Origin of the sequence: Qipengyuania marincola, from assembly GCF_029688625.1 — a bacterium.
Taxonomy (GTDB): Bacteria; Pseudomonadota; Alphaproteobacteria; order Sphingomonadales; family Sphingomonadaceae; genus Qipengyuania.
Genome location: NZ_JARULC010000002.1, coordinates 398,600 through 421,388, shown reverse-complemented (window position 1 = coordinate 421,388; position 22,789 = coordinate 398,600). Strand labels below are relative to the sequence as shown.

The window sequence follows — 22,789 nt, the reverse complement described above, 5'->3', positions numbered from 1 at the left end:
ATGACCCTGCTGACCATCGACACCGCCGACCACGTCACCACGCTCACCCTCAATCGCCCCGACACTATGAACCCGCTCGGCGCGTCGGGTGACGGGGATGCTTTCGCCGCCGCCTGCGATGCGATCAATGCGGACTTGGGCGTGCGCTGCGTGATCCTGACCGGGGCAGGACGGGCGTTCTCTGCGGGCGGCGACATCAAGGCGATGAAGGAGCGCACCGGCTCCTTCGGCGGGACCGCGCCGGAGATCTCGGACGGCTACCGCAACAACATCCACAAGGTGCTGCGCGCGCTCTACGGCATGCGCGTACCGCTGATCGCAGCAGTGAATGGCCCGGCGATCGGGTTGGGGTGCGACCTCGCCTGCCTGGCCGACATGCGCATCGCGAGTGACAAGGCGAAGTTCGGTGTCACCTTCCTCAAGCTCGGCATCATCCCGGGCGATGGCGGCACCTGGATCCTGCCGCGCATCATCGGCGAGGCGCGCGCGGCGGAGCTGTTCTACACCGGCGACGTGATCGACGCCGCGACCGCGCAGGACTGGGGCCTCGTTAGCCGCGTGGTCGACGGCGAGGCCTTGATGGACGAGGCCCGCGCGCTTGCGGGCAAGGTTGCGGCCATGCCCCCGCATGCGCTGCGGCAGGCGAAGAACCTGATGCGGCAAGGGCGTTCGCTCAGCTACGACACCGCGCTGGAAATGGCGGCGAACACGCAGGCGCTGATGCATCTGACCGAGGATCACATGGAAGGCGTGGACGCGCTGATCGAGAAGCGCGCGCCGAACTTCACTGGGAGCTAGACCCAGCGAAACACACCTGCCGGGATGCCGCCAAGCGGCAGGTGTACCCACATCAGCACGCCCCAGGCGAGCGCCGCGGCGAGCCAGCCTTTCCAGCTCAGCGCGGCGAGCTTCGACAGGCGCGGGATGAAACTCGTCTGCTCCTCCCAACTGCGCCACGCATCACCCATCTGGCCGCGCTTCTTCGCGTCCTGCAATCTTGCGCCTACCAGTGAGAGGACGAGGATCGCACCGCCGACGATCAGCGTTCGCGTGCTCCACCACAGCACGATGTGCGAGAGTGCCCAGAGCGCGAAGCCCCACATCATCGGATGGCGCGTCACGAGGAAGGCTCCTGCCGGTCCCGCCCGCGCCGCTGCTTCCGCTCCCGGAGTCGGCATGGCGGGATTGCGCGGCGTCATCGCGCCAAGGAACAGCGCGAGGGCCGGCAGGGTGAGGAGCGTCGCGACGGCCCAGCCCAGATTCCCCGAACCGCCAAGATCAGCGGGCGGTGCGGCCTTGAAGGCGAAATACATCCATACCAGGCAGGCGATGGCGACGACGTTGTAGATCAGCATGAAACCGCCCTCGCCAAGAGTGCCGACGATCGGCGCGCGCAGTGGATGCGAAAGGGCGAAATGCGTTCCGACAAACGCAATCGACGCGGCGAGAAGCGAAACGAGAGCCTGATCCATGGTCGCGCACTCCTATGTTTACATCGTCAACATAGGTAGCAGATCGAAACCTTTTTGCAAGCCGCTTGCTTTGGCGGACTACTCAGCGGCTTCAAAATCGATCAGCTGCACCTTGAACAGCAACGTCGCGCCGCCGGGGATCGGGCCCTTGCCTTCCACGCCGTAGGCCAGCTCGGCCGGGATCGCGACTTCGATCGTGTCGCCCACGCCCATCTTCGGGATGGCGACCTGCCAGCCCTTGATCAGGCGCCCGAGCGGGAAGGTCGCGGGCTCGCCCCGGTCGAAGCTGGAATCGAAGGTCTCGCCGTCGATGAAGGTGCCCGCGTAATGCACCGTCACCGTGTCCTCGACGGTCGGTTTGCGCTCGCTTCCCGCATATTCGACATAGCGCCAGCGCAGGCCGCCGGGCTCGTAGCGCCAACCGTCCTCGTGCGAGAGGCCGGCGAGATAGCTCTGCTGCGCATTCATCCAGGCGATGTCCTGCGACCGGTCCGGCGGGGTTTCCTGCGCCGCCAGCGAATAGCCGCCGACCGCCAGCACCGCCGCACCCAGCGCGAAGAAGGTCGAGCGCATGTCGTCCACGATCCTACCAGTCATAGGCCTTGGGCAGGTCACTCTCGTCGAGGTCGCGATAGCGGTCACGCAGGCGGCTCTGGTGGTTCTCGAGTGGTTGCTCCACTCCATCGATATAGACGCGGGTCGGCATGGCGCCGACCTCCAGCGGATCGCCATCCCACACGACGACGTCGCCCGCAGCACCGGGTGCTAGAACGCCTGCGCGCCCGCCCAGTCCGCTGATGCGCGCCGGGACCGAAGTGATAGCGGCGAAGGCCTGCCCCCAACTCAGCCCGTCGGCACCCGGAATGCGCGACAGGGCCACGAGATTGCCGGCATACTGGTTGAGATTGCGCGGATTCTCCATCGCCGCAGCATTGATCGCGACCGTCACACCCGCCTTGACCATACGGCCCACATTGCTCTGCGTCGCGGCAAGCTCCTCGAAGCCCTGCGGCAGATCGTCGAGCCCGTCGGCAATCACCGGAACGCCCGCCGCCGCAATGTCGCTCGCGACCAGCCAGCCTTCGCTGGCCCCGACCAGCACGAGGTCGAGACGCGAAAACTCGCGCTTCAGCGCAAGCACGCTGCGAATGTCGGACGCGCGCTCGACCATGACATAGAGCGGTTGCTCGCCCCGCACGACCGGCACCAGCGCGGCCGCATCGAAGCGGCTGAGCAACACGTCGTCGCCTCGCTCCGCGCGATTGTCGACCAGTCGAGGATCGAGCGGCACATCGTCGCCCACACCCTGTTCGGCCGGCCGTGAACGGATCCCGGGGATGCGCGCATCGCTGCCGAACTCGTTCGCCTCGCGCAGCGCATTGCGCAGCAGGGCATGGGCCGACGCACGGCTGCCACCGGCGAGGCGCGCACCGCTTTCCCCAAGCGAGACGGTCTGGAACGCCCGTGCGCGCGTTACCGCCTGCGGATCGCTGCCGAGGTCGATGATTGCGCCCTGTCCGCCGAAGATCGAGCTGCTCGCCGAGGTAACCGTGGCTGCGCGAGTGACGCCCGCCGCCCGGTGGATGGCGATATGCTGGGATGCCGGATTGACGATCGGCGCCGCATCCAGCGCAGCGCTGAAGGGCGAATCGCCCGCGCGGATATCGTTGGATTCGCTGACCGCGCCCACGTCCCACAGGCCGAGGTTCGTGACCGTGGCGACGAGGCCGGGCGTGACCCAGGTGCCGGGTGCGGCTTCCATCAGCGGCATGGCAGTCTGCGGCATGCCTGCCGCAGGGCCGGCATAGACCACGCGGCCGTTCTCCACGATCACCGCACCGTTCTCGATCGGATCGGAGCCGTCCCCGGTGGCAACGGTTACGCCGGTCATTGCGATGTTCTGGGCGGCAGCGGGAAAGGCGGAGGCGCAGGCAAGCAAGCCGGCTGCAAGAGCGACAGCGCGCTTCATTTCACATCTCCTTCGCCCGGCTGGCCGAGCTCGAAATCGCTTACCGGCCGCCGCTTGCGGTCCAGCGCGTCATACATCAGCGCGCCATCGACCCAGACCTTCTCGGGCCGGGAGTAGACGCTCAGAGGATCGCCGTTCCACAGCACGACATCGGCCATCTTGCCGGGCTCGAGGCTGCCGGTCATTTCATCGATGCCCATGGCCTTGGCCGCATTGAGCGTGATCCAGCCGATGACCGTAGCATCCGAAATGTCGATGCCGAGGCGGCGCCCCGCGGCCTGCGCCTTGGCGGCTTCCTGATTGAGGCGCTGGATATCTTGCGCGCTGTCCGAATGGATCACCACACAGGCGCCTTCGCGCTGCAAGAAGGCGGCGTTTTCGAGGATGCCGTCGTAGCTTTCCATCTTGAAGCCGTACCAGTCGGCCCAGATCGCGCTGCATACGTCGTTTTCGCGCAGCAGATCGCCGATCTTGTAGGCTTCGACCGCGTGGTGGAAGGCGCTGACCTTGTAGCCCATCTCCTTGGCCATATCCATGACCAGCGCCATTTCGTCGGCGCGGTAGCAATGGTTGTGGACCAGGATCTCGCCGTCGAGCACGCCCTTCAGCGTTTCCTTGCCCAGGTCGCGCTTCTTTCCGTCGTAGGCGCGCGCTTCGAGCCAGGTTTGCCGGTTGACCGCGAAATTGCCCATGCGGGTGGAGGGCATGCGACCGCGGTTGCCGTAGACGCGCTTGGGGTTCTCGCCGCAGGCCATCTTGAAGCCATAGGGCGCGCCGGGGAACTTCATCCCCTGCACCGTGCGCGCAGGCACGTTCTTCAGCGTAACCGAGCGCCCGCCCATGAGGTTGGCCGAACCGGGCAGGATCTGCAGCGCGGTGACGCCGCCATTGGCCAGCGCACGGCTGAAGCCGGGGTCCTGCGGCCAGACCGAATGTTCGGCCCAGACTTCGGGGGTGGTCGGGCTGGTCGCCTCGTTTCCGTCCGAATGCGCATCGACACTGGGCGTGGGATAGTCGCCCAGATGCGAGTGGATATCGATGATTCCGGGGGTCACGAACTTGCCGCTGCCGTCGAACACATCGTAGTCGGAGGTGTCGAGCGAGGCGTCGCCCACCGCCACGACCTCGCCGTCGCGAAACAGCACGGTACCGTTGTCTATCCGGTTGCCTGCCCCGTCATAGACGGTTGCGCCCACCAGAGCGGTGGGGCGACCGGGATAGCGTTCGTAGGTCGATGAGAAGGGGGCCCTCCCATCCTCGCCGACCGGCGCGGTCCAGTCGGTATCGGAGCCCGAATCGGCACTTCCCGTGGTCGAGCATCCGGCCGTCGCGAAGGCGGCGGCGCAGGCGAATAGAGCGATACGTTTCATGGAAACCCCCAAAGCAGTCGGGCCGGAGCATTGCTGCCCCGGCCCGTCCGGTCAATCGCTTTTGTCGGAACGAAACGGCGGCTGGCCGATCCTTCCCGTCACCGTCAGCTGGACGGCCGCGTTTCGGGGTGCATGCCCGCAGCCTGGGGTTCGGCGGGGAACTCCGCCTGGCCTTCCAGATCGTCGCCGACATTGTCGTCGCGCAGCGTATCGAGATGCAGCAGCTTCTTGACGAGCGGGCTGAGGACCATGACGCCGACGCCAATCCCGACGGCCCACCAGCCGACGGTGCCGTAAACGTCGAGGACCAACTGCTTGCCGGCCTCCTCGCCCACGCCTTCCGCACCGGTGGCCGCAGCGATCAGGCCGGCGGCAAAGTTGCCGGTCGCCGATGCGAAGAACCAGGTGCCCATGACCAGCGAAGCGATGTGTGCCGGGCTGAGGCGGTTCATGGCGGACAGGCCGACCGGGCTGAGGCACAGCTCGCCGGTGGTGTGGAGCAGGTAGATCAGGAAGATGAAGATGACCGGCGTCGGCACGTTCACGCCCACGCTTTCCGCACCCCAGACAAGGACGAGGAAGCCGAGGCCGACCTGCACGACGGCGAGGCCGAACTTCATCGGCGTGCTGGGTTCCGCACCCTTTGCCGCCAGTCCCTGCCACAGCATGGCGAAGAGCGGTGCCAGCAGCACGATATAGATCGCATTGACCGACTGGAAGATCGAAGCGCTCACACCCTGCGTATCAACATGGCGGTCGGTGAACAGGTTGAGGCTGGACCCGGCCTGTTCGAACAGTGCCCAGAACACCACCGAGACGATGATGAGGAACATGGCCGCGAAAATGCGGTCGCGTTCGTGGAACGCCTTGACCATCGATTGCTGGATCAGGACCCCGATAAGGATGAGAAGCGAAGCCCCGGCGGTGTATTGCGCCGGTTCGCTGCCCTGCGAAGCGGCGATCAGCGAAACGATCAGCCCGACCGCGCTGGAGATATAGATGAAGAACGGCACCGTGGGTGCCTTCTGCCAGGAGCCATAGGCCATCTGGAAGGTGACGATCGCCAGCACATAGGCAACCAGCGCCCCGCCGAAGCCGCCCAGCAGCACGCCGACCAGCTCCTGGTACTGGATGGCCAGCCAGCACAGGGCGACCATGCCGAGGCCCGCGCCGTAGATCAGATATTCCTTCCCGCCCGCAATGCGTTCGGGGTTCTGCGGTTCGCCCTTGCCGCGCAACAGCGGCTTGCCGATGACGAAGAACACGAGACCGATAAGCATGCCGAAGCCGGCAAGTCCGAAGCCGTATTCCCAGCCTACCGTCTGGCCCAGATAGCCGCAGATGATCGAGGCGGTCGCCGCGCCGACGTTAATGCCCATGTAGAAGATGGTGTAGGCGGGATCGCGGCGAATGTCGGTGCGCGAATAGAGCTGGCCGACGAGGACCGAGATGTTCGCCTTGAGGAAGCCCGAACCCACGATGATCAGCGCCAGCGCCAGCCAGAACACGTTGAGCATCGGGTTGTCCTGGCCCAGCGATCCGTCGCCTTCGAAGGCCATGAAGAAGTGGCCGAAGGTCAGCAGGACCGCGCCGAACAGCACCGCCTTGCGCTGCCCGACATAGCGGTCGGCAAGGTAGCCGCCGACGACCGGGGCGATGTACACCAAGGCAGTGTAAGCGCCGTAGATGACCGAGGCTTCGGCATCGGAAAAGAGCCAGTGCTGAACGAGGTAGAAGATCAGCAGGGCGCGCATGCCGTAGTAGGAGAAGCGCTCCCACATTTCGGCCATGAACAGCAGGAACAGCCCCTTGGGATGGCCGATGACCTCTTCCTGCGGGCGGGTGATCAGCACCATTCCGCCGATGAGGAAAGAAACCAGCGCCACGACGGCGATGCGAAAGGCCCACATTTCGTATGCGGAGCCAAATGTGAAGAAAACGCCTTCGACCATTGTGTACGGAATTCCCTAATTGTGCGGATCCCGCCAATTTGCGCGCCGCCTCCCCGAAGTGGGGCGCACCCTAGCGGCTCGCGCGCACATGTGAAGCCTTAGTTACATGCGTGACCGCATTGCGAGCCGCCGATCGGGCATGAGCTGCGCAGGCGGGAACCTTGTGCGCCGCGCTGTATTATGGCACTGTATCACTGTCTTTCGGGGAATCGCCATGTCCAACGCCAACAAGCCGGTCTATCTGAAGCTGCGCGACATGATCGCGGCGGCGATCATCGATGGGCGCTATGGCGAAGGCGAGATGCTGCCGTCGGTGCGGGCCTTGGCCAGCGAACAGGGCGCCAACCCGCTGACCGTGGCGAAAGCCTACCAGCAGTTCCAGAATGATGGCCTCGTCGAAGTCCAGCGCGGTGTCGGCATGTATGTCGTGCACGGAGCGGCAGAGCGGTTGCGGCAGAGCGAGCGCCGCGAATTCCTCGAGCGGGAGTGGCCGGAAATCCGCGCGCGCATGCGCCGCCTGGGCGTCGAGCCCGAGGAACTGCTTGCCGAGGTCTGACGTTGGACCGAACGGAAATGCGCGGCCCGCTTGCGGCGCGCCCGCGCATCTGGCACAGGTGACCCGGCGGGACCCATTGGTTACCCGCGATACGCGGGTTGCGATCGAACCATAAGGAAATGCTGGCCGCCCATGGGGAATGGCCGGGAGAGCGCACATGATCCGATCCGAACTTCTGACCGCCCTCGCCGAGGACAATCCCGATTTGCGCGGCGAAGAGGTCGAGCAGGTCGTCGACATCTTCTTCGAGGAAATCGCCCGTCGCCTGGCCGAAGGCGGCAGGGTGGAATTGCGTGGCTTCGGCGCCTTTTCCACTCGCGAGCGCGAAGCGCGCAAGGGCCGCAATCCGCGCACCGGCGAGGCAGTGGACGTGCCGGCCAAGCGCGTGCCCTATTTCAAGCCGGGCAAGGATATGCGCAAGCGGCTCAACGAAAGCTGATTTCTCGTTTCTGGCGTCGCCGCGCGATTGCGCGAAGCCTGCCGATTGCCTACCGCTCGCTGCGCAGGCGGGTGTGGCGGAATGGTAGACGCCGGGGACTTAAAATCCCCTGTCCTTTGGACGTGTGGGTTCGAGTCCCACCACCCGCACCAGGCTGCGTTCGCGACGATGTCCGCACACCCGGCAGCCGTTTATCCACGTATTAACCCCTAGGGGCCTATTCGCCACGATTGAACGGCCGCGAGGCTATTTGAACGACCGACGGACATGGGGTGCCGTCGGTCGAACGGGGTTGGCATTTTGGACTTTAGCGCTGGGAATCTGAACGCGATCGATGATGTCGAACCGGCGGCGGAGAAGCGTGGGGCGCCGCGTTACACTTCGCTCATCCGGGCAGCGAAGCTGGTCTGCGGGCAAGGCGAGTTCGTCTGCGTCATCCGCGACGTATCGGCCAAGGGGGTAAGCCTGCGGACATTCCACGGGCTGCCGACGGATGCGTCGGTCGCGTTGGAGCTGCAAAATGGCGAGATCCACGAGCTGTCGATGGTTCGCAGCCGCGATTTCGACGCAAGCTACACCTTCGTCGAGCCAGTCGAGGTGGATCGGCTGGTCCAGGAGAACTGGAACTACCCGAAGCGCCAGCTGCGGCTCAATCTCATGATGCCGGTGACGGTATCGACGCTGACCCAGCGCTCGAACGCATTCGTGACAAACATCTCGCAACAGGGCGCGCGGCTCGATTGCGACAATGTTTTCGCGATCGACCAGCCGGTGCGCCTCGAGAACGACTATCTCAGCGAAACGCGCTGCAAGGTCCGCTGGCGGCGCGATGCCAGATATGGCCTTGCCTTTCAGAACTTCCTTTCGTTGCGTGAATTCGCCCTGCTGGCGGCGCGGGTGCAGTGCCCGCTTCTGCTGCACGGCTAGCCGCGATCAGGCGGGCTGGAAATCCAGCGCCACGCCATTGATGCAGTGCCGCTTGCCGGTCGGGCGCGGGCCGTCGTTGAAGATATGCCCCAGATGGCCGCCGCAATCGGCGCAATGCACCTCGGTCCGCGGATAGCCGATCTTGTAATCGGTGCTTGTCCCGACGGCGCCCTTTTCGACCGGGGCCCAGAAGCTGGGCCAACCTGTCCCCGATTCGAACTTCGTGCGCGAGGAATATAGCGCATTGCCGCATCCGGCGCAGACGAAGGTCCCGGCCCTCTTCTCGTCGTTCAACGGCGAGGAATAGGGGCGTTCCGTGCCCTCCTCGCGCAACACGTAGAACTCCGCCTTCGTAAGCTTCTTGCGCCACTGCGCCTCGCTGAGGGATACTGGGAAGCTTTTCGCTTCCGCCGTGCCCGAACCGCAAGCGGCGAGCGCTGCAAAGCTGGCGGACGCGCCGATCCATCCCATGAAGCGCCGGCGGGTGGGGTCGGTCGAGTTCATTGCATGCTGTTCCATGACGCGGACCACTAGCGATCCGCACCTGAATCTACGCTTGAGTGCGCGAAAAAGTTACGCGCCTTCTCAGAATTCGGTGATCTCGACCTCGAGCTTGCGGAAGCCGTGCACGAAGTTGGCTCGCACGCGCTCGATATCGCCGGCGACATGCACGCGCATGCGGCGCTTGTGCATTTCCTCGAGCAGGATACGCAGCTGCAATTCGGCCAGCCGCGCGCCCACGCAGCGGTGGATGCCATAGCCGAAGGCGATGTGGCGCCGCGCATTTTCGCGCGTCAGGTCGAGCTTGTCGGGGTTCTCGAACACCTGCTCGTCGCGATTGGCCGACAGGTACCACAGGACAACCTTGTCGCCCTTCTTGATCTGCTGGCCGAACACTTCGGTATCCTCGGTGCAGGTTCGGCGCATATGCGCCAGCGGGGTCTGCATGCGCAGCATTTCCTGCACCGCATTGGGGATCACGTCTGGATTCTGTTCGAAGAGCTTGCGCTGGTCGGGGTTCTTGTCGAGCTGGTAGACGAAGCCGCTCATCGAATTGCGCGTGGTGTCGTTGCCGCCCACGATCAGCAGGACGAGATTGCCCATGAATTCCTCTGGCCGCATCTGGTTCATGGCCTCGGAATGGATCATCATCGAAATGAGATCGTCGCCCGGCTCCTTGTCATGCGTGCGTTCGACCCAGAGCGACTGGAAATAGGCCGCCATCTCGTGAAGGAAGCCCCAGCGCATCTCGTCGAGTTCGCGCACGGTGGCGAGCTCCGTATCGCCCGACCAGTCGGACCAGAAAGTCAGCAGCCGGCGGTCTTCCCACGGAAAGCCGAAGAGGATGGCGAGCATCCCGGTGGTCAGCTCGATCGAGACCTTGTCGACCCAGTCGAACACCTCGCCACGCGGCAGCGTATCGAGCAATTCGCCTGTCCGCTGGCGGATATCAGGTTCCATTTCCGCCATGCCACTCGGCGTGAATTTCGGCGCGACGGTGCGGCGCTGGCCGGTGTGCTGCGGGCGGTCCATCGCGATGAACATCGGCAACTCGCGCCGATCGACGCCACTCTCGGCAATCTCTTCCTCGGTCAGCCGGTTGAGGATGGTGATCCCGCCGTGTTCCCAGCTGGAGGAGAAAATCTCTGGCAGGGCCTCGATATGCTGGATGGCCTTGTGCTGGACGACCGCCCAATAGGGGCCGAACGGGCTTTCCGGTATGTAATGCAGCGGCCCGGCTTCGCGCATTTCCCTGAAGATCGGGTGCCAGGTGTTCTCCGCGTAGATGTCACTGCGGCTGACATCCCACTTGTGCGTATGCTGGAGCCGCTGTTCGGGATGCTCCTCGAAATGCTTCTTCAGCGCAAGATGCGCGGTCGGTTCGGTCCGGCATTCGGGGCGGGTGACTGCTGCGGTGGCCATGGTTCTCTCCGTATCGGAGCGACTCTGTCGCCGGCCGCTCATCTCTCGCCTTGCATCCTGCCCTAACTGACAGGTGTGTCAATAGTGCGTTGCAAAACGGAACCTAACTGGCGGTGCCAGGACAGGATTCGATCCGGCCTATGCCGCCCGCGCGGTTTTCGGCGCACGGCCGGCTCTGCCGGACTTCATCACCCGACGACGGAACAGGCTCGCGCCGAAGCGCACGAACAGCGCGACGCAGAGCACCTGCCAGCCGAGCGCGAGGGCATGCGGCCAGATCGCCTCCGACTGCGCAGCCCGGGCCAGCATCGCAAAGGGCGAGGACAGTGGAAAGATTGCCGCCGTCAGCTCGAGTGCAGAGCCGGGTCGGGTGATCGCGGCGGCTGCAAGGAAGAATACCAGCAGCTGCAGCATGGTCACCGGCATGGACAGCGTCTGAACTTCCCGCACTGTCGCGGCCAGCCCGCCGACGGTCAGGAACAGCGAGCCCAGGAGCAGATAGCCAAGCGAGAAATACGCGATGGCCAGCGCCGCAAAGGCCGGCCAGCCGAGCGCTGGCTCGGGCAGGAGTGGCATCTGTTCGCCCAGCAAGAGGAAAGCGGCGCCGACGAAACCCGCCCATACTGCGATGCCGACGAAGCTGATCCCGAGCATTGCGAACAGCTTGCCGAAGAACACGGCGTCCATCGGGATCGCGGCGGCGAGCACTTCGATGACCTTGTTCCCCTTTTCCTCCACCAGGTTGGACAGCACCATCCCGGCAAGCAGCATCATCAGCAGGAACAGCAGGAGCTGGCCTGCTTGCGCGGTGCGAATGCGGTCGCTGCGCGCGGCGGCGGCGCTGGTCGCAACCGGCTGAGTCGCGACTTCGGGGAAGCTGTCCGGCGCTGCCCCTTGCGCGCTGGCGGCCAGCACGGCCACCGCGCCGCGCCAGCGTTCGATCTGTTCGGGTGGAGCGCTGACGACGGGCGACTGCAGCGTGCCGCTCAGAACGGCGGCATAGGTATTGCCGGGCCGCGCGAGGATCTCCGCTGGCGCATCGCCCGAAGTATCGGGGCCCAGCTCGGGCAGGGCGTAGCCGATCTCTTCGGCAAGCGCCTGCCGGGCCCGCAGCATGGCAGCAGTGTCGGCATCACTCATCGTGACCGCCATGAGATTGGTGGTCGCATCGCGCTGGACCTGGCCACCGATACCGCCCGCCAGTGCTCCGACGACGATCGGGAACAGGGGGCCGAGGAGGAAGAACAGGAAAGCCCGGCTGAACAGGATGGCGCGGAAATCGCGGCGGGCGACGACCCGTGCGGCCTCGAACAGGGAAAGGCGGGTGGTGTCGGTCATCGCACGGCCTCCGAAGCGCCATCATCCGCCAGCGCCCGCGCTGCGGCTTCGCCTGCGATTTCCACGAATGCATCGTGCAGGCCGGCGCGCTCGATCGACAGCGACAGGATGCCGGCCTCGCCTTCGATCAGGCGCTTGAGCAGGGCTGCGATCCCGCTTTCGGGCACGGGGAAATACCAGAAGTGGCTGCCGCCTGCCTTGGCATCGTGCCGCGCGTCGTCCGGAAGGGCGGTGCGCCAGGTTCCGCCAGGGGCCCGTGTCTCCAGCCTCACTTGCGCGGGAATGCGATCGCGCGCGGCGTCGACCGATCCGGCATAGGGCACCTTGCCGCCGGCGATAATCGCGACCTCGTCGCACAGCCGTTCGGCGTGGTGGATGACATGCGTCGAGAAGATCACCGTCGTCCCCTCGTCGGCGAGACGCCGGATCAGCTGCTCCAGCTTGCCCTGGTTGATCGCATCGAGGCCGCTGAACGGTTCGTCGAACACGACCAGCTTCGGGCGATGGACCAGCGTGCCGAGCAGCTGGACGGTCTGCGCCATGCCCTTGGACAGGTGCCGGATCTGGCGATCGATCGCATGGCCGAGACCATGCTGTTCCAGCAGCTCGCGCCCCCGTGCCTTGCCGATATCGAGCGGCAGCCCGCGCAATGCGCCGAGGAAGGCGATCGCATCGTCGCATTTCATCGCCGGATAAAGGCCGCGTTCCTCGGGCAGATAGCCGATCAGCTTGGCGACTTCGTGCGGCCGGTCATGACCGAAGACGCGGCGCACTCCCTCGTCCGGGTCGATGATGCCCAGCAGCATGCGCAGCGTGGTCGTCTTGCCTGCACCGTTTGGTCCGAGAATGCCGTAGATCGCGCCTTCGGGCACGGATATGTCCACCCCGTCCACAGCCAGCGTCCCGTCGAACCGCTTGACCAGTCCGGCGGCTTCGATGGCCAGGGCCTGGGCCACGGGATGGGCCTGCGCCAATGTGGGTCGCGTCATCGATCCGGTCTCGGTAAGCATTGGACCGGGCTTAATCCCCGGGAATGAACGGGAGCACGTGCAAAGGTGGTTAACGGGCAGTTGCAGGCAGATTTGCGCGAAGAGGCTGCGCGGCTGGGCTTTGTCGCCTGCGGCTTTACTTCGGCCGCGCCCGATCCGGTGCGCGAGGAGCGGCTCGCGACATTCCTCGGCGAGGGGCGGCACGGCGACATGGAATGGATGGAGGCGCGCGAGGAACAGCGCGCTTCCCCCACGGGGCTGTGGCCGGATGCGCGCGGCGTGATCGCGCTCGGCATGAGCTACGCGCCCGACATCGATCCGCTGGCTCTGGAAGATGCACCCGAGAAAGCGCGGATTTCGGTCTATGCCCAAGGCCGCGATTATCACGATGTCGTGAAAAAGGCGCTGAAGGCGCTGGCCCGCTGGCTGATCGCGCGGGAGCCGGAAAGCGAACTCAAGGTCTTCGTCGATACCGCGCCGGTCATGGAAAAACCGCTCGGCGAAGCGGCGGGGATCGGGTGGCAGGGCAAGCACACCAATCTCGTCAGCCGGGCGCATGGCAGCTGGCTGTTTCTGGGAGCGATCTACTCGACGCTCGAGTTCACGCCCGACACGCCGCATGCCGACCGCTGCGGCCAATGTCGGGCCTGTCAGGATGCCTGCCCGACCGACGCCTTCCCCGCCCCCTATCAGCTCGATGCGCGGCGCTGCATTTCCTACCTCACGATCGAGCACCGGGGTCCGGTCCCGGAGGAGTTTCGCGAAGCTCTGGGAAATCGCATCTACGGCTGCGACGATTGCCTCACCGTGTGCCCGTGGAACAAGTTTGCCGATGCGGCGCACCGCCATCTGAAGCTTGCTCCGCGCGAAGAGCTGCTCGCGCCCGATCTCGCTGCCTTCCTGCGCTTCGACGATGCCGGCTTCCGGCAGTTTTTCTCAGGTTCGCCCATCAAGCGGATCGGGCGGAACCGATTCGTGCGCAACTGCCTCTATGCCGCGGGCAATAGCGGCGCTGCGATGCTTGAGCCGCAGGTGCGCGAACTGTGCGAAGATGCAGATCCAGCGGTTGCCGATGCCGCGCGCTGGGCGCTGGTCAGGTTGCCGCCATTTCCTTGAGCTGCGTGTCGGAATCGGCGAGCAGCCCGGGATCGATCACGGCCCCGTCGACCACCAGCTTTCGCCCCTGGACATAATCCTTGGTGGCATTGACGCAGTCGAGCGCGATGACGCGCCCCTCCTTCAGATAGACGACGCTGAACTTCGCCATGGCGGGATCGCCGCGCAGCACCGTGGCATCGTATCCGGCCGAAATGCCGACGGTCTGGAGCTTGAGGTCGTACTGGTTCGACCAGAACCAGGGGATGGCGTGATAATCCTGCTTGTCGCCCAAGATGGATTTGGCCGCGCAGGTGGCCATGTCATGGGCGTTCTGGACCGACTCCAGGCGGATGACGGCATTGTCGGCGAAGGGATTGGAATGGGCGGCGCAATCGCCCACCGCATAGATATCGTCGAGTGTCGTGCGGCAGTAGCTGTCGACGTCGACGCCATTGGTGCCGGCGGCACCGGCAGCGATCAGCGGTCCGACCGCGGGGACGATCCCGATACCCACGATCACGATGTCGCAGGGCAGGCGTTCGCCGTCTGCGGTCAGCACCGCGGTCACCGCGTCGTCGGAGGTTTCCATCCGCTCGACCTTGGTGGAAAGGCGCAGATCGACGCCCTGTCGCTGGTGATAGTCGGCATAGAAGGCCGACAGGTCAGGGCCGGCAACGCGCGCGAGCACCCTGTCCAGCGCCTCGACCACCGTGACCTGGCAGCCGAGCTTGCGCAGCACTGCCGCTGTCTCGAGGCCGATATAGCCCGCGCCGATGATGACCGCGCGCTTTGCCCCCGTATCCAGAGCCGCGCGCAGCGCATCGACATCGCGGCGCGAGCGCACGTAGTGGATGTTGCTCGCATCGCAGCCCGGGCAGCTCAGGCGGCGGGCATCGCCTCCGCCGGCCCAGATCAGCCGACGGTAGGTGACCGCGCTATCGTCCGACAGGGCGAGTTCGTGCCGCATCACATCTACTTCGTTGACATTGCAGCCGAGCTTGAGCTCGACGTTCTTGTCCGCCCAGAACTTCTCCGGGCGCAACAGGATACGCTCGAACGGTTTTTCGCCGGCGAGATATTCCTTGCTCAGTGGCGGGCGCTCGTACGGGGGATTGCGGTCGCGGCTGACCATGAGGATACGATCCTCGTGCCCGTTTTGCCTGAGGGCAATCGCGGCCTGGGCACCGCCGTGCCCCGATCCCACTATGACGACGTCGTAATGCTCCATCGGGGGCGTGGCTGACGCGAAAATGCCCGTCGGTCAAGCGCAGCAGCGCGCTGCGCTCAACGACCCAGCAGGTTGCGCGCCATGCTGGCGACCTGTGCGAGCATGGCCGGGGCGACCGGCGACTGCGCCTGGGCGCGGGAGATCATGGTGCGGAAACCGCGGACTGCAACTGCCTGTTCCTCGGCCCATTTGTCCACCGTGCCGGCCATGTCCTTCTTCGCATCCTTGCGGCGGGAGAGCCGGCGCAACAGTTCGAGCCGCATCTGCTGGAAGTCCCGCGCCAGTCCGGAGACGAGCAGCCGCTCCCAGACGTCCGACGGGCTCATCAGCGCCGCGGTCGATTGCGCCCAGTCGAGGCCGAGCCGGCGACCGATCTCGGTGAAGCCGCGGGTCAACCCCTTTGGCTCGATGCCGGTGTCGCTCGCGAGCTGTGCCAGGCCGACCGATCCATCGAGATCGTACATATGGCTGACGCGCCCGGCCAGTTTGGCAGGCGCTCCGGCATCGACGAGTTGCGCCTCGAGCCGCGCCGATTGGTGCCGCGATTCGGGAGACAGCAGCTGGTCCGTGGCATCCGACAGCACCTGTACGCCCTTGCCGAGTTCGCCGACGAGAGCGCTTGGGTCGACCTTGCCCGATGCGCTGCGCAGAATATCGGACATCAGATTGCCGACGGCGGCCGCCAGCCGGTCGAACAGCAACAGACGCGCCGCCTCGGGCATGGCTGCGCCGTCGATCTCCGCCCACAGTTCCTCGAGGCCGAACAGTTCTTCGCAGGCGACGAAGGCTGCGGCGACCTGCGACAGCTCGACGCCCTCTTCCTCGGCCAGTTCGAACGGGTGAATCGTTCCGAGTCGATTGACGATCTGGTTGGCCAGCTTGGTCGCGATGATTTCGCGCCGCAGGCGATGGTTCTTGATCTGTTGCTTGTACTTGCCCCGCATGGGCTCGGGAAAGGCCTCCAACAGCGTGCTTTGCACCAATGCATCATCGGGCAGGTCGCTATCCTCGATCGCAGCCTGCAGCACCAGTTTCGTGGACGACAGCAGAACGGCAAGCTCCGGCCGCGTCAGGCCGGCCCCATCGCCCGAACGGCGCATCAGGCTCTGATCGTCGGCCAGCCCCTCGGTCCGCCGGTCGAGATTGCCGCCAGCCTCCAGCGTCTCGACGATGTGGCGCTGCGACGCCATGGCCCGCGCACCGCCGATCTCCGCAATCGACAGGGCGAGGGCCTGAAGGCGATTGTCTTCCAGGACGATCGCCGCAACTTCGTCGGTCATCGATTCGAGCAATTCGACCCGCTTGGGTTCGGACAGTTTGCCGGCACGTTTCGCCGCAGCCAGCGCGATCTTGATGTTGACCTCATTGTCCGAACAATCGACGCCGGCCGAATTGTCGATGAAGTCGGTGTTCAGCCGTCCGCCCTGCATCGCGAACTCTATCCGGCCCGCCTGCGTAATGCCGAGATTGGCACCCTCGCCGATGACCTTGGCGCGCAGGTCCCGCGCATCCACGCGCAAGGGATCGTTTGCGGGATCACCGACCTGAACATTGTTCTCGTGGCTCGCCTTGATGTAGGTGCCGATGCCGCCGAACCAGATGAGGTCGACGGGAGCGCGCAGGATCGCGCTGATGAGCTGTTCGGGCTCGATCTCGTCCAGATCGACGCCGAGCTTTGCCTGCATCGTCTTCGACAGCTTGATGACCTTCGCATCGCGCGGGAAAATGCCGCCGCCGCGCGAGATCAGGCCACTGTCGTAGTCCTCCCAGCTCGAGCGGGGAAGATCGAACAGGCGCTTCCTTTCCTTCCAGCTTTTCGCCGAATCGGGATCGGGGTCGAGGAAGATGTGCCGGTGGTCGAACGCGGCCACCAGCTTGATCGCTTTCGACAGCAGCATGCCATTGCCGAACACGTCGCCCGACATGTCTCCGCAGCCGACCACTTCGACCGGATCTTCCTGGACGTCGATGCCCATTTCCAGGAAGTGGCGTTGCACGGAGACCCAGGCGCCGCGTGCGGTAATGCCCATGGCCTTGTGGTCATAGCCCTTCGATCCGCCGCTGGCGAAGGCATCGTCGAGCCAGAAATCGCGCGCCTCGGCAATCGCATTGGCGATGTCGGAAAAGGTCGCCGTGCCCTTGTCGGCGGCGACGACGAAATAGGGGTCCTCGCCATCGGTGATGACCACACCGTCCGGGTGCACCACCTTGTCGTCGACGATGTTGTCGGTGACCGAGAGCAGGCTGCGAATGAAGATTTCGTAGCTGGCGCGGCCTTCCAGCGCCCAGCCTTCGCGATCGATGGCGGGGTTGGGCAGTTGCTTGGGATAGAAACCGCCCTTCGCCCCGGTCGGCACGATGACGGCGTTCTTGACCCGCTGGGCCTTCATCAGGCCGAGGATTTCGGTGCGGAAATCGTCGCGCCGGTCGGACCAGCGCAGCCCGCCACGCGCGACCGGGCCGGACCGCAGGTGGATGCCTTCGATCCGGCGCGAATAGACGAAGATCTCGCGGTACGGGATCGGTTTCGGCAGGCCCGGAACGCGAGCACTGTCGATCTTGAAAGCCAGCGCCTCGCCAGCCGCCGGGGCGAAGGCGTTGGTGCGCAGGATGGCATCGATCAGCGAGTTGTAGAGGCGCAGCAGCCGGTCGTCATTGATCGCCTTGACCTTGGCGAGGCCGCGCTTGATCGCGGCGCGTGCCTCCTCGATCGCCTTGTCGCGGTCGCCGCCGAATTCGGGATCGTGGCGCGCGGTGAACAATGCGATCAGCGCGCGGGTCACGTCGGGCGCGGCGGCCAGCGCATCGACGACGGTGTAGATGGTGAAGCCCATCCCGGCCTGACGCAGGTAGCGATAGAAGGCGCGCAGCCAGTTCGCCTCGCGCGCGGCGAGCCCGGCTTCGGGCACCAGGCGGTTGAAGACGTCGTTTTCCGCCGCGCCGTTGAGCACGGCGGCGATCGCTTCCTCGATCGCGGCGGAGCGATCCACCAGGGCCGCCGCGTCGCTGCCGTCCTTCAGGTCGAGGCGGAAGTCGTGGATCGTGCCGAGGCCTCCCTCGTCCAGCACCGTGGGCATTTCGGACTGCACGTGGAAACCGAAATTCTCCAGCGCCGGAACACCTTCGGACAATGGCAGGCTCCCTTCCGACTGGTAGAGCTTGAGCCGCAGGCACCCTTCCTTTTCGCGCTCGCAATAATACATGCGCGCGCCGCGGGCGATGGTGTCCGCCTCGACGCTGGCAGCCAGATGATGGAGCCGCGAAATGTCGAATGCGGCTTCCTGCGGTCCGAACCGTCCGCGAAAGGCGGTCGGAAAACTGTCGGCAAAGCGCATGGCGAGCGCTGCGGCGCGGGCCGGCTCCTCGATCGTCGACAGTTCCGCCTCGACCGCCTCGCTCCAGCCGCGCAGCAGAGTCTGCATGCGATCCTCGAGCTTGTCCTCGTCCGGCGAATGGGCGCCATCGCGAATGTCGAGCACGAACCGGATCATCGCGAGATTGCCGCCCTCGACCTCGAGGCTCCAGTCAAGCATGCGCGCGCCGGCCCCCTCTTCGAGCAGCGCCTGAATTTCGAGCCGCACCTGCGTTGCCAGCATGTCGCGCGGCAGCCAGACGAAGGCGAACAGGTGCCGTGCCAGCGGCGCTTCGACCAACGCAAGCCGCGGGCGCGGGCGATCGACGAGGCTCATCATGGTCGTCGCGACGCGTTCGACATCCTCTTCCCGGAACCCGATCAGCAAGTCATGGGGCAGGCTGGTCAGTGCATGGACCAGCGCCTTGCCGGCATGGCCGCTTTCGTCGAAGCCGTAGCGTTCGTGCAACCCGTCCAGCTGCTTGCGCAGGCGCGGGACATTGCGTGGCGGCGTCGCCAGGGCCGCGCTGGTCCAGACGCCCGCATGGATCGACAGGGCAGCCAGCCTGCCGCCTTCGCGGATCGGCACGATGAACAGGTCGAGCGGGACCCGGCGATGCACCTTGCTGAGGTGGTTCGCCTTGATGACCAGCGGCATGCGCGCATCACGCGTATCCTCGAACCAGGCGAACGCCCGATCGAGCGAACTTGCGGCCAGCAGCTCGTCGGCACTCTTGCGGCAGATACCCAGGGGCTTGTCGCGTGCACCGTCGCGGTGGCGGGTGACGTGACCGAGCTGGGTCAACATCCCGGAGTTCAGCCATTCGAGCAGCTCCGCGCCTTCGCTGTCGGCATCGGCGATCCGCTTCGCATCGGTCTCCATCGCCTTGCGCAACCGGGGCCAGTCGGTCACTGCCGCGCGCACATCGGCAAGCGTCTCGACGATCGTGTCCTCGAGCCGTCGCCGCGTTTTCGCATCGACGCGGGCGGTCTCGATATAGATCATCGATTCCCAATAGGCGTCGTCGGGATCGCCTGCCGGAATGGCCGCCAGCGTGCAGTCTGACTTGCGCTCGACGGGTACGACCGGATGGACCAGCCGATCGATCGAGAGGCCGAGCGCGGAAATCGCGGCAGCCACCGAATCGACGAGGAACGGCATGTCGTCGTTGACGATCGCGATGCGGGTGAAGCGCCGATCTTCGGTCGCACTCTCCACATGGATGGCCGCCTTGCCGAATTCTCGGGTGGCGGCCATCTCGCCAAGGAAGATCGCCGCTTCCTTGAGCTGGCCCTCGGCGAAGGGCGTATCGCCCCGCAGGAGCGTCTGCTCCATGCGCGCCGTCAGCTCGCTGAGAAGTTTCCTGGACAGGCGGGCCTGTTTGGCCTTGGGTTTCGCCTTGGTGCTGGTCTTGGAACCCATCAGGGCCTCTCGTCTCGGATGCGCTTCGTCAGGTCCCTTTCGCATGTCGCGTGACTCATGCGCAGGGGGCTTGGTGCCCGCGCCTAGGCCGGTTGCCGTCGCGCCGCAAGGTGTCTGCGACCGTGCCGTGCATTCCTATGCGCCGTACCACGCCGTTGCGCGGCTTACGCTACGGTTTCCAAAGGCTTGAGTGCTTCCATTGCCAGTTGGAGCGAGGCGATCCGCCCGGCTGGGTCGAAGGTGCTGCCGCCGAAGATGATCTCGTCCGCGCCGGTCCGCTCGATGAAGGCGGCGACCTGCTGGCGGGCCGTGTCGGCCGTGCCGATCACGCTGGCCTGCCCGATATGGGCGAGCATGGCCTGCGCCGCCGGAGGAAGGCTTTCGCGAAACCCCTCGCGCGGCGGGGGCAGCTTGCCGGGGCGCCCGGTGCGCAGCGCTACGAACGCCTGCAATTGCGAGCTTGCCAGCAGCTCAGCCTGCTCCGCGGTTTCCCCGACGAAGAGGTTCATCGCCGCCATGACATAGGGTTTTGCAAAGGCGTCGGACGGCTGGAAGTCGCGCCGATAGACGGCCAGTGCGGCATCGAGGTGGTCGGGCGCGAAATGGCTGGCGAATGCATAGGGCAGCCCCAGCCGCGCCGCGAGCTGGGCGCCGAAGAGGCTCGAACCCAGCATCCAGAATTCGGGGCTTGCGCCACGTCCTGGCGTGGGATGGATTTCTCCCTCGCCCGCCATCAGGGCCATCAGCTCGACCACGTCCTGCGGAAACATTTCGGCCGCGCGATGGAGGTCCTTGCGCAAGGCGCGCTGCAATTCGGGCCCGGCACCCGGCGCGCGGCCCAGCCCAAGGTCGATCCGCCCCGGGAACAGCGCATCAAGCGTGCCGAACTGCTCGGCGATCTGGAACGGGGTGTGATTGGGCAGCATGATGCCGCCCGAACCGATGCGGATCGTGCTGGTGGCATTGCCGATATGCGCCAGCACGACCGAAGTCGCGCCGCCTGCGATGCCTTCCATCGCATGGTGTTCTGCAACCCAGAAACGCTTGCAGCCCGCATCCTCGGCGGCGCGCGCCAGGTCAGTCGCCGCCGCGAGCGCTTCGCCGACCGTGCCGCCCTCGCGCACGGGAACGAGATCGAGCACCGAAAAGTGAGTCATTGGGCAAGTTGCTCCAGATAGGCGCGAGCACGATTGGCCTCGTCGCTGTCGGGCGCCACCAGCAGGACCGATTCGAAGCTGCGTCGCGCATCCTCGCCGCGCCCTGACAGCGCCGCGATGACGCCTGCCTCCAGCCCAATGGCGGGATCGCGTGGGTCGATGCCGGCGGCCCGTTCGATCTGCTCCTGCGCTTCGCCCAGGCGATCGAGCCGCCGCGAGAGCGTGGCCGACAGCAGCCATGCGCGAGCGCTGGTCGGATCGGCGACGCGCGCCGCGGCGAGGACCTCGACCGCCTCCTCGGGCCGCTCGGCCGCGACCAGCGCGCGGGCCCTGTCAACATGAAGTCCTGCGGCGAGCGCCCCGTCGGCAGCTGCGGTCGCATGGGCGACGGCCTGTGCGAACAGCGGTTCGGCAGTCGCCGGCTTGCCATCGGCGAGCGCGGCATTGCCAGCCATCGCCGCCAGGCGGGCGCGGTAAGCGGGCAGTTCTTCCGGCGCTTCGGCGCTGGCGACCTCGAGCACCTCGCGCGCCTCGGCGAAGCGTTCGAGCCGGACCATGGCCAGGCCAAGGCAATGCGCGGATTGCGCAAGCTCGAGATCGCTTTCGACCTGCACCCGCCAGCTCTGCGCGAAGTCGAGCGCGTCTTCGGGCTCGCTATTGGCGAGGCTGAGGCATTGCGACAGATAATCGCTTCGCGGCGACGGCGCGGCTTGCGCGTCGGCCTGTTCGCGCGTTGGGCGGTCGCGCAGCTCTTCGGGCACATCGGGAATGGCGCCCATCGCCGGATTGGGACCGACCTGCATGACCAGCAGGGCAAGGATGCTCGTTATCACTCAGATACCTCCGGACAGCGCCCCGATCGTGCGCAGCAGCAGGGCGATATCCTGCTCGCGCGACAGGCGATGGTCGCCATCCTTTACCAGCACCACCTGTATGTCGTCCGAACGCAGCGCCTCGGCAAGGCGCATGCTGATCTGCCAAGGCACGTCCGAGTCGCGCTGGCCGTGGATGAGGCGGAGCGGCGCATCGATCGGGATCGTGCCGTCAAGCTGGCGCAGGGCCTGGCCGTCGGCGAAGAAGCCGGGGTGCATCGGCGTGGGCTCGGGGCCGTAAGGATTGTCGTCGAACACGGTCTCGCCCGCACCGAGCCGCGCCTTGTCCGCATCGGACCGGCCCCAGTCGGTGAAATCCGGTGCTGATGCGATGCCGACCATACCGGCCAGCCGCACGCCCAGCGCCTGAGCGACCAGCAGCATCAGCCACCCGCCCATCGACGAGCCGATGACGATCACCTCGCCCTCGACATGCGCGTCGATGAGCGCGACCACCTCTTCGCGCCAGCGCGACAGCGTGCCGTCGGCGAAGTCGCCGCCGCTCTCGCCGCAGCCGGAATAGTCGAGCAGCAGGCAGGCCTGCCCGCGGCCCTTCGCCCAGTCGAACAGCGCGGTCGCCTTGCCGCCGGCCATGTCCGACATATAGCCGGGCAGGAAGACCAGCGTTGGACCGCGACCGGTCGTGTGGCGAAAGGCGATGCGCCTGCCGTCGGGCATGGTGTGAAACTGCGTGTCGCTCATGGCGTCACGATGTCGAAGCTGC

Annotated in this window: 19 protein-coding genes and 1 tRNA gene; 6 read left to right on the top strand and 14 right to left on the bottom strand. The window is 65.7% G+C overall.

Features of this window, described 5'->3' with window-relative positions:
• Nucleotides 1-798 (top strand): crotonase/enoyl-CoA hydratase family protein, encoded by a 798-nt coding sequence (locus P8Q88_RS07255; RefSeq protein WP_278323179.1) that lies wholly within the window; start codon nucleotides 1-3, stop codon nucleotides 796-798.
• On the opposite strand, the gene P8Q88_RS07250 is transcribed toward P8Q88_RS07255, so the two are convergent.
• From P8Q88_RS07250 to P8Q88_RS07230, 5 genes are all read right to left on the bottom strand, one after another.
• Nucleotides 795-1,472, bottom strand: coding sequence for an NnrU family protein (locus P8Q88_RS07250; protein WP_278323178.1), 678 nt, complete (start codon nucleotides 1,470-1,472; stop codon nucleotides 795-797). The two genes, P8Q88_RS07255 and P8Q88_RS07250, sit on opposite strands and share 4 nt — an antisense overlap.
• A 78-nt stretch (nucleotides 1,473-1,550) precedes the next feature.
• Nucleotides 1,551-2,069 carry an FKBP-type peptidyl-prolyl cis-trans isomerase gene (locus P8Q88_RS07245; RefSeq protein ID WP_278323177.1) on the bottom strand — a complete coding sequence of 173 codons (519 nt, stop codon included), beginning with the start codon at nucleotides 2,067-2,069 and terminating at the stop codon, nucleotides 1,551-1,553.
• Entirely contained in the window at nucleotides 2,059-3,441 is a 1,383-nt protein-coding gene (locus P8Q88_RS07240) for an amidohydrolase family protein (protein ID WP_278323176.1), read from the bottom strand. Before P8Q88_RS07240 ends, P8Q88_RS07245 begins: the two co-directional genes overlap by 11 nt.
• Nucleotides 3,438-4,811, bottom strand: coding sequence for an amidohydrolase (locus P8Q88_RS07235; protein ID WP_278323175.1), 1,374 nt, complete (start codon nucleotides 4,809-4,811; stop codon nucleotides 3,438-3,440). Before P8Q88_RS07235 ends, P8Q88_RS07240 begins: the two co-directional genes overlap by 4 nt.
• Before the next feature lie 104 nt (nucleotides 4,812-4,915).
• Nucleotides 4,916-6,763, bottom strand: coding sequence for a peptide MFS transporter (locus tag P8Q88_RS07230; RefSeq protein WP_278323174.1), 1,848 nt, complete (start codon nucleotides 6,761-6,763; stop codon nucleotides 4,916-4,918).
• 214 nt (nucleotides 6,764-6,977) lie between these two features.
• On the opposite strand from P8Q88_RS07230, the gene P8Q88_RS07225 reads away from it, so the two are divergent.
• The 4 genes from P8Q88_RS07225 (at nucleotide 6,978) to P8Q88_RS07210 (ending at nucleotide 8,685) form a co-directional block, all read left to right on the top strand.
• Nucleotides 6,978-7,319: a GntR family transcriptional regulator gene (locus tag P8Q88_RS07225; protein ID WP_278323173.1), complete on the top strand. Its 342-nt coding sequence runs from the start codon at nucleotides 6,978-6,980 to the stop codon at nucleotides 7,317-7,319.
• Between the two features lie 157 nt (nucleotides 7,320-7,476).
• On the top strand, nucleotides 7,477-7,758 hold the full coding sequence (locus tag P8Q88_RS07220) for an integration host factor subunit beta (RefSeq protein ID WP_278323172.1): 282 nt from the start codon (nucleotides 7,477-7,479) through the stop codon (nucleotides 7,756-7,758).
• 67 nt (nucleotides 7,759-7,825) lie between these two features.
• A tRNA-Leu gene (locus P8Q88_RS07215) sits at nucleotides 7,826-7,910 on the top strand.
• Nucleotides 7,911-8,058: 148 nt separating this feature from the next.
• Nucleotides 8,059-8,685: a PilZ domain-containing protein gene (locus tag P8Q88_RS07210; RefSeq protein ID WP_278323171.1), complete on the top strand. Its 627-nt coding sequence runs from the start codon at nucleotides 8,059-8,061 to the stop codon at nucleotides 8,683-8,685.
• Between the two features lie 6 nt (nucleotides 8,686-8,691).
• Here the strand turns inward: P8Q88_RS07210 and msrB are convergent, their stop codons facing one another.
• The 4 genes from msrB to P8Q88_RS07190 all read right to left on the bottom strand — a co-directional run bounded on the left by msrB (nucleotide 8,692) and on the right by P8Q88_RS07190 (nucleotide 12,935).
• Nucleotides 8,692-9,189: a peptide-methionine (R)-S-oxide reductase MsrB gene (gene msrB / locus P8Q88_RS07205; protein WP_446532539.1), complete on the bottom strand. Its 498-nt coding sequence runs from the start codon at nucleotides 9,187-9,189 to the stop codon at nucleotides 8,692-8,694.
• A gap of 81 nt (nucleotides 9,190-9,270) precedes the next feature.
• The gene (locus P8Q88_RS07200) at nucleotides 9,271-10,608 is read right to left on the bottom strand and encodes a cytochrome P450 (protein WP_278323170.1); all 1,338 of its coding nucleotides are present in this window, start codon (nucleotides 10,606-10,608) and stop codon (nucleotides 9,271-9,273) included.
• Nucleotides 10,609-10,746: 138 nt separating this feature from the next.
• Nucleotides 10,747-11,946 carry an ABC transporter permease gene (locus P8Q88_RS07195; protein WP_278323169.1) on the bottom strand — a complete coding sequence of 400 codons (1,200 nt, stop codon included), beginning with the start codon at nucleotides 11,944-11,946 and terminating at the stop codon, nucleotides 10,747-10,749.
• Nucleotides 11,943-12,935 (bottom strand): ABC transporter ATP-binding protein, encoded by a 993-nt coding sequence (locus tag P8Q88_RS07190; RefSeq protein ID WP_278323641.1) that lies wholly within the window; start codon nucleotides 12,933-12,935, stop codon nucleotides 11,943-11,945. The genes P8Q88_RS07195 and P8Q88_RS07190 overlap by 4 nt, the downstream gene beginning before the upstream one ends.
• A 66-nt stretch (nucleotides 12,936-13,001) precedes the next feature.
• On the opposite strand from P8Q88_RS07190, the gene queG reads away from it, so the two are divergent.
• Entirely contained in the window at nucleotides 13,002-14,051 is a 1,050-nt protein-coding gene (gene queG, locus P8Q88_RS07185) for a tRNA epoxyqueuosine(34) reductase QueG (RefSeq protein WP_278323168.1), read from the top strand.
• On the opposite strand, the gene P8Q88_RS07180 is transcribed toward queG, so the two are convergent.
• The 5 genes from P8Q88_RS07180 to P8Q88_RS07160 all read right to left on the bottom strand — a co-directional run bounded on the left by P8Q88_RS07180 (nucleotide 14,029) and on the right by P8Q88_RS07160 (nucleotide 22,767).
• Nucleotides 14,029-15,261 (bottom strand): NAD(P)/FAD-dependent oxidoreductase, encoded by a 1,233-nt coding sequence (locus P8Q88_RS07180; RefSeq protein ID WP_278323167.1) that lies wholly within the window; start codon nucleotides 15,259-15,261, stop codon nucleotides 14,029-14,031. The genes queG and P8Q88_RS07180 overlap by 23 nt on opposite strands.
• Nucleotides 15,262-15,317: 56 nt before the next feature.
• A complete protein-coding gene (locus tag P8Q88_RS07175) occupies nucleotides 15,318-20,036 on the bottom strand; it encodes an NAD-glutamate dehydrogenase (protein ID WP_278323166.1) in 4,719 nt (1,572 codons plus the stop codon).
• Between the two features lie 164 nt (nucleotides 20,037-20,200).
• Entirely contained in the window at nucleotides 20,201-21,193 is a 993-nt protein-coding gene (locus P8Q88_RS07170; protein ID WP_278323165.1) for an LLM class flavin-dependent oxidoreductase, read from the bottom strand.
• Complete coding sequence (locus P8Q88_RS07165) at nucleotides 21,190-22,026, bottom strand: tetratricopeptide repeat protein (protein ID WP_278323164.1); 837 nt, start codon at nucleotides 22,024-22,026, stop codon at nucleotides 21,190-21,192. The genes P8Q88_RS07170 and P8Q88_RS07165 overlap by 4 nt, the downstream gene beginning before the upstream one ends.
• A complete protein-coding gene (locus P8Q88_RS07160; protein WP_278323163.1) occupies nucleotides 22,027-22,767 on the bottom strand; it encodes an alpha/beta hydrolase in 741 nt (246 codons plus the stop codon). It lies immediately after the preceding gene.
• Between the last annotated feature and the right edge of the window lie 22 nt (nucleotides 22,768-22,789).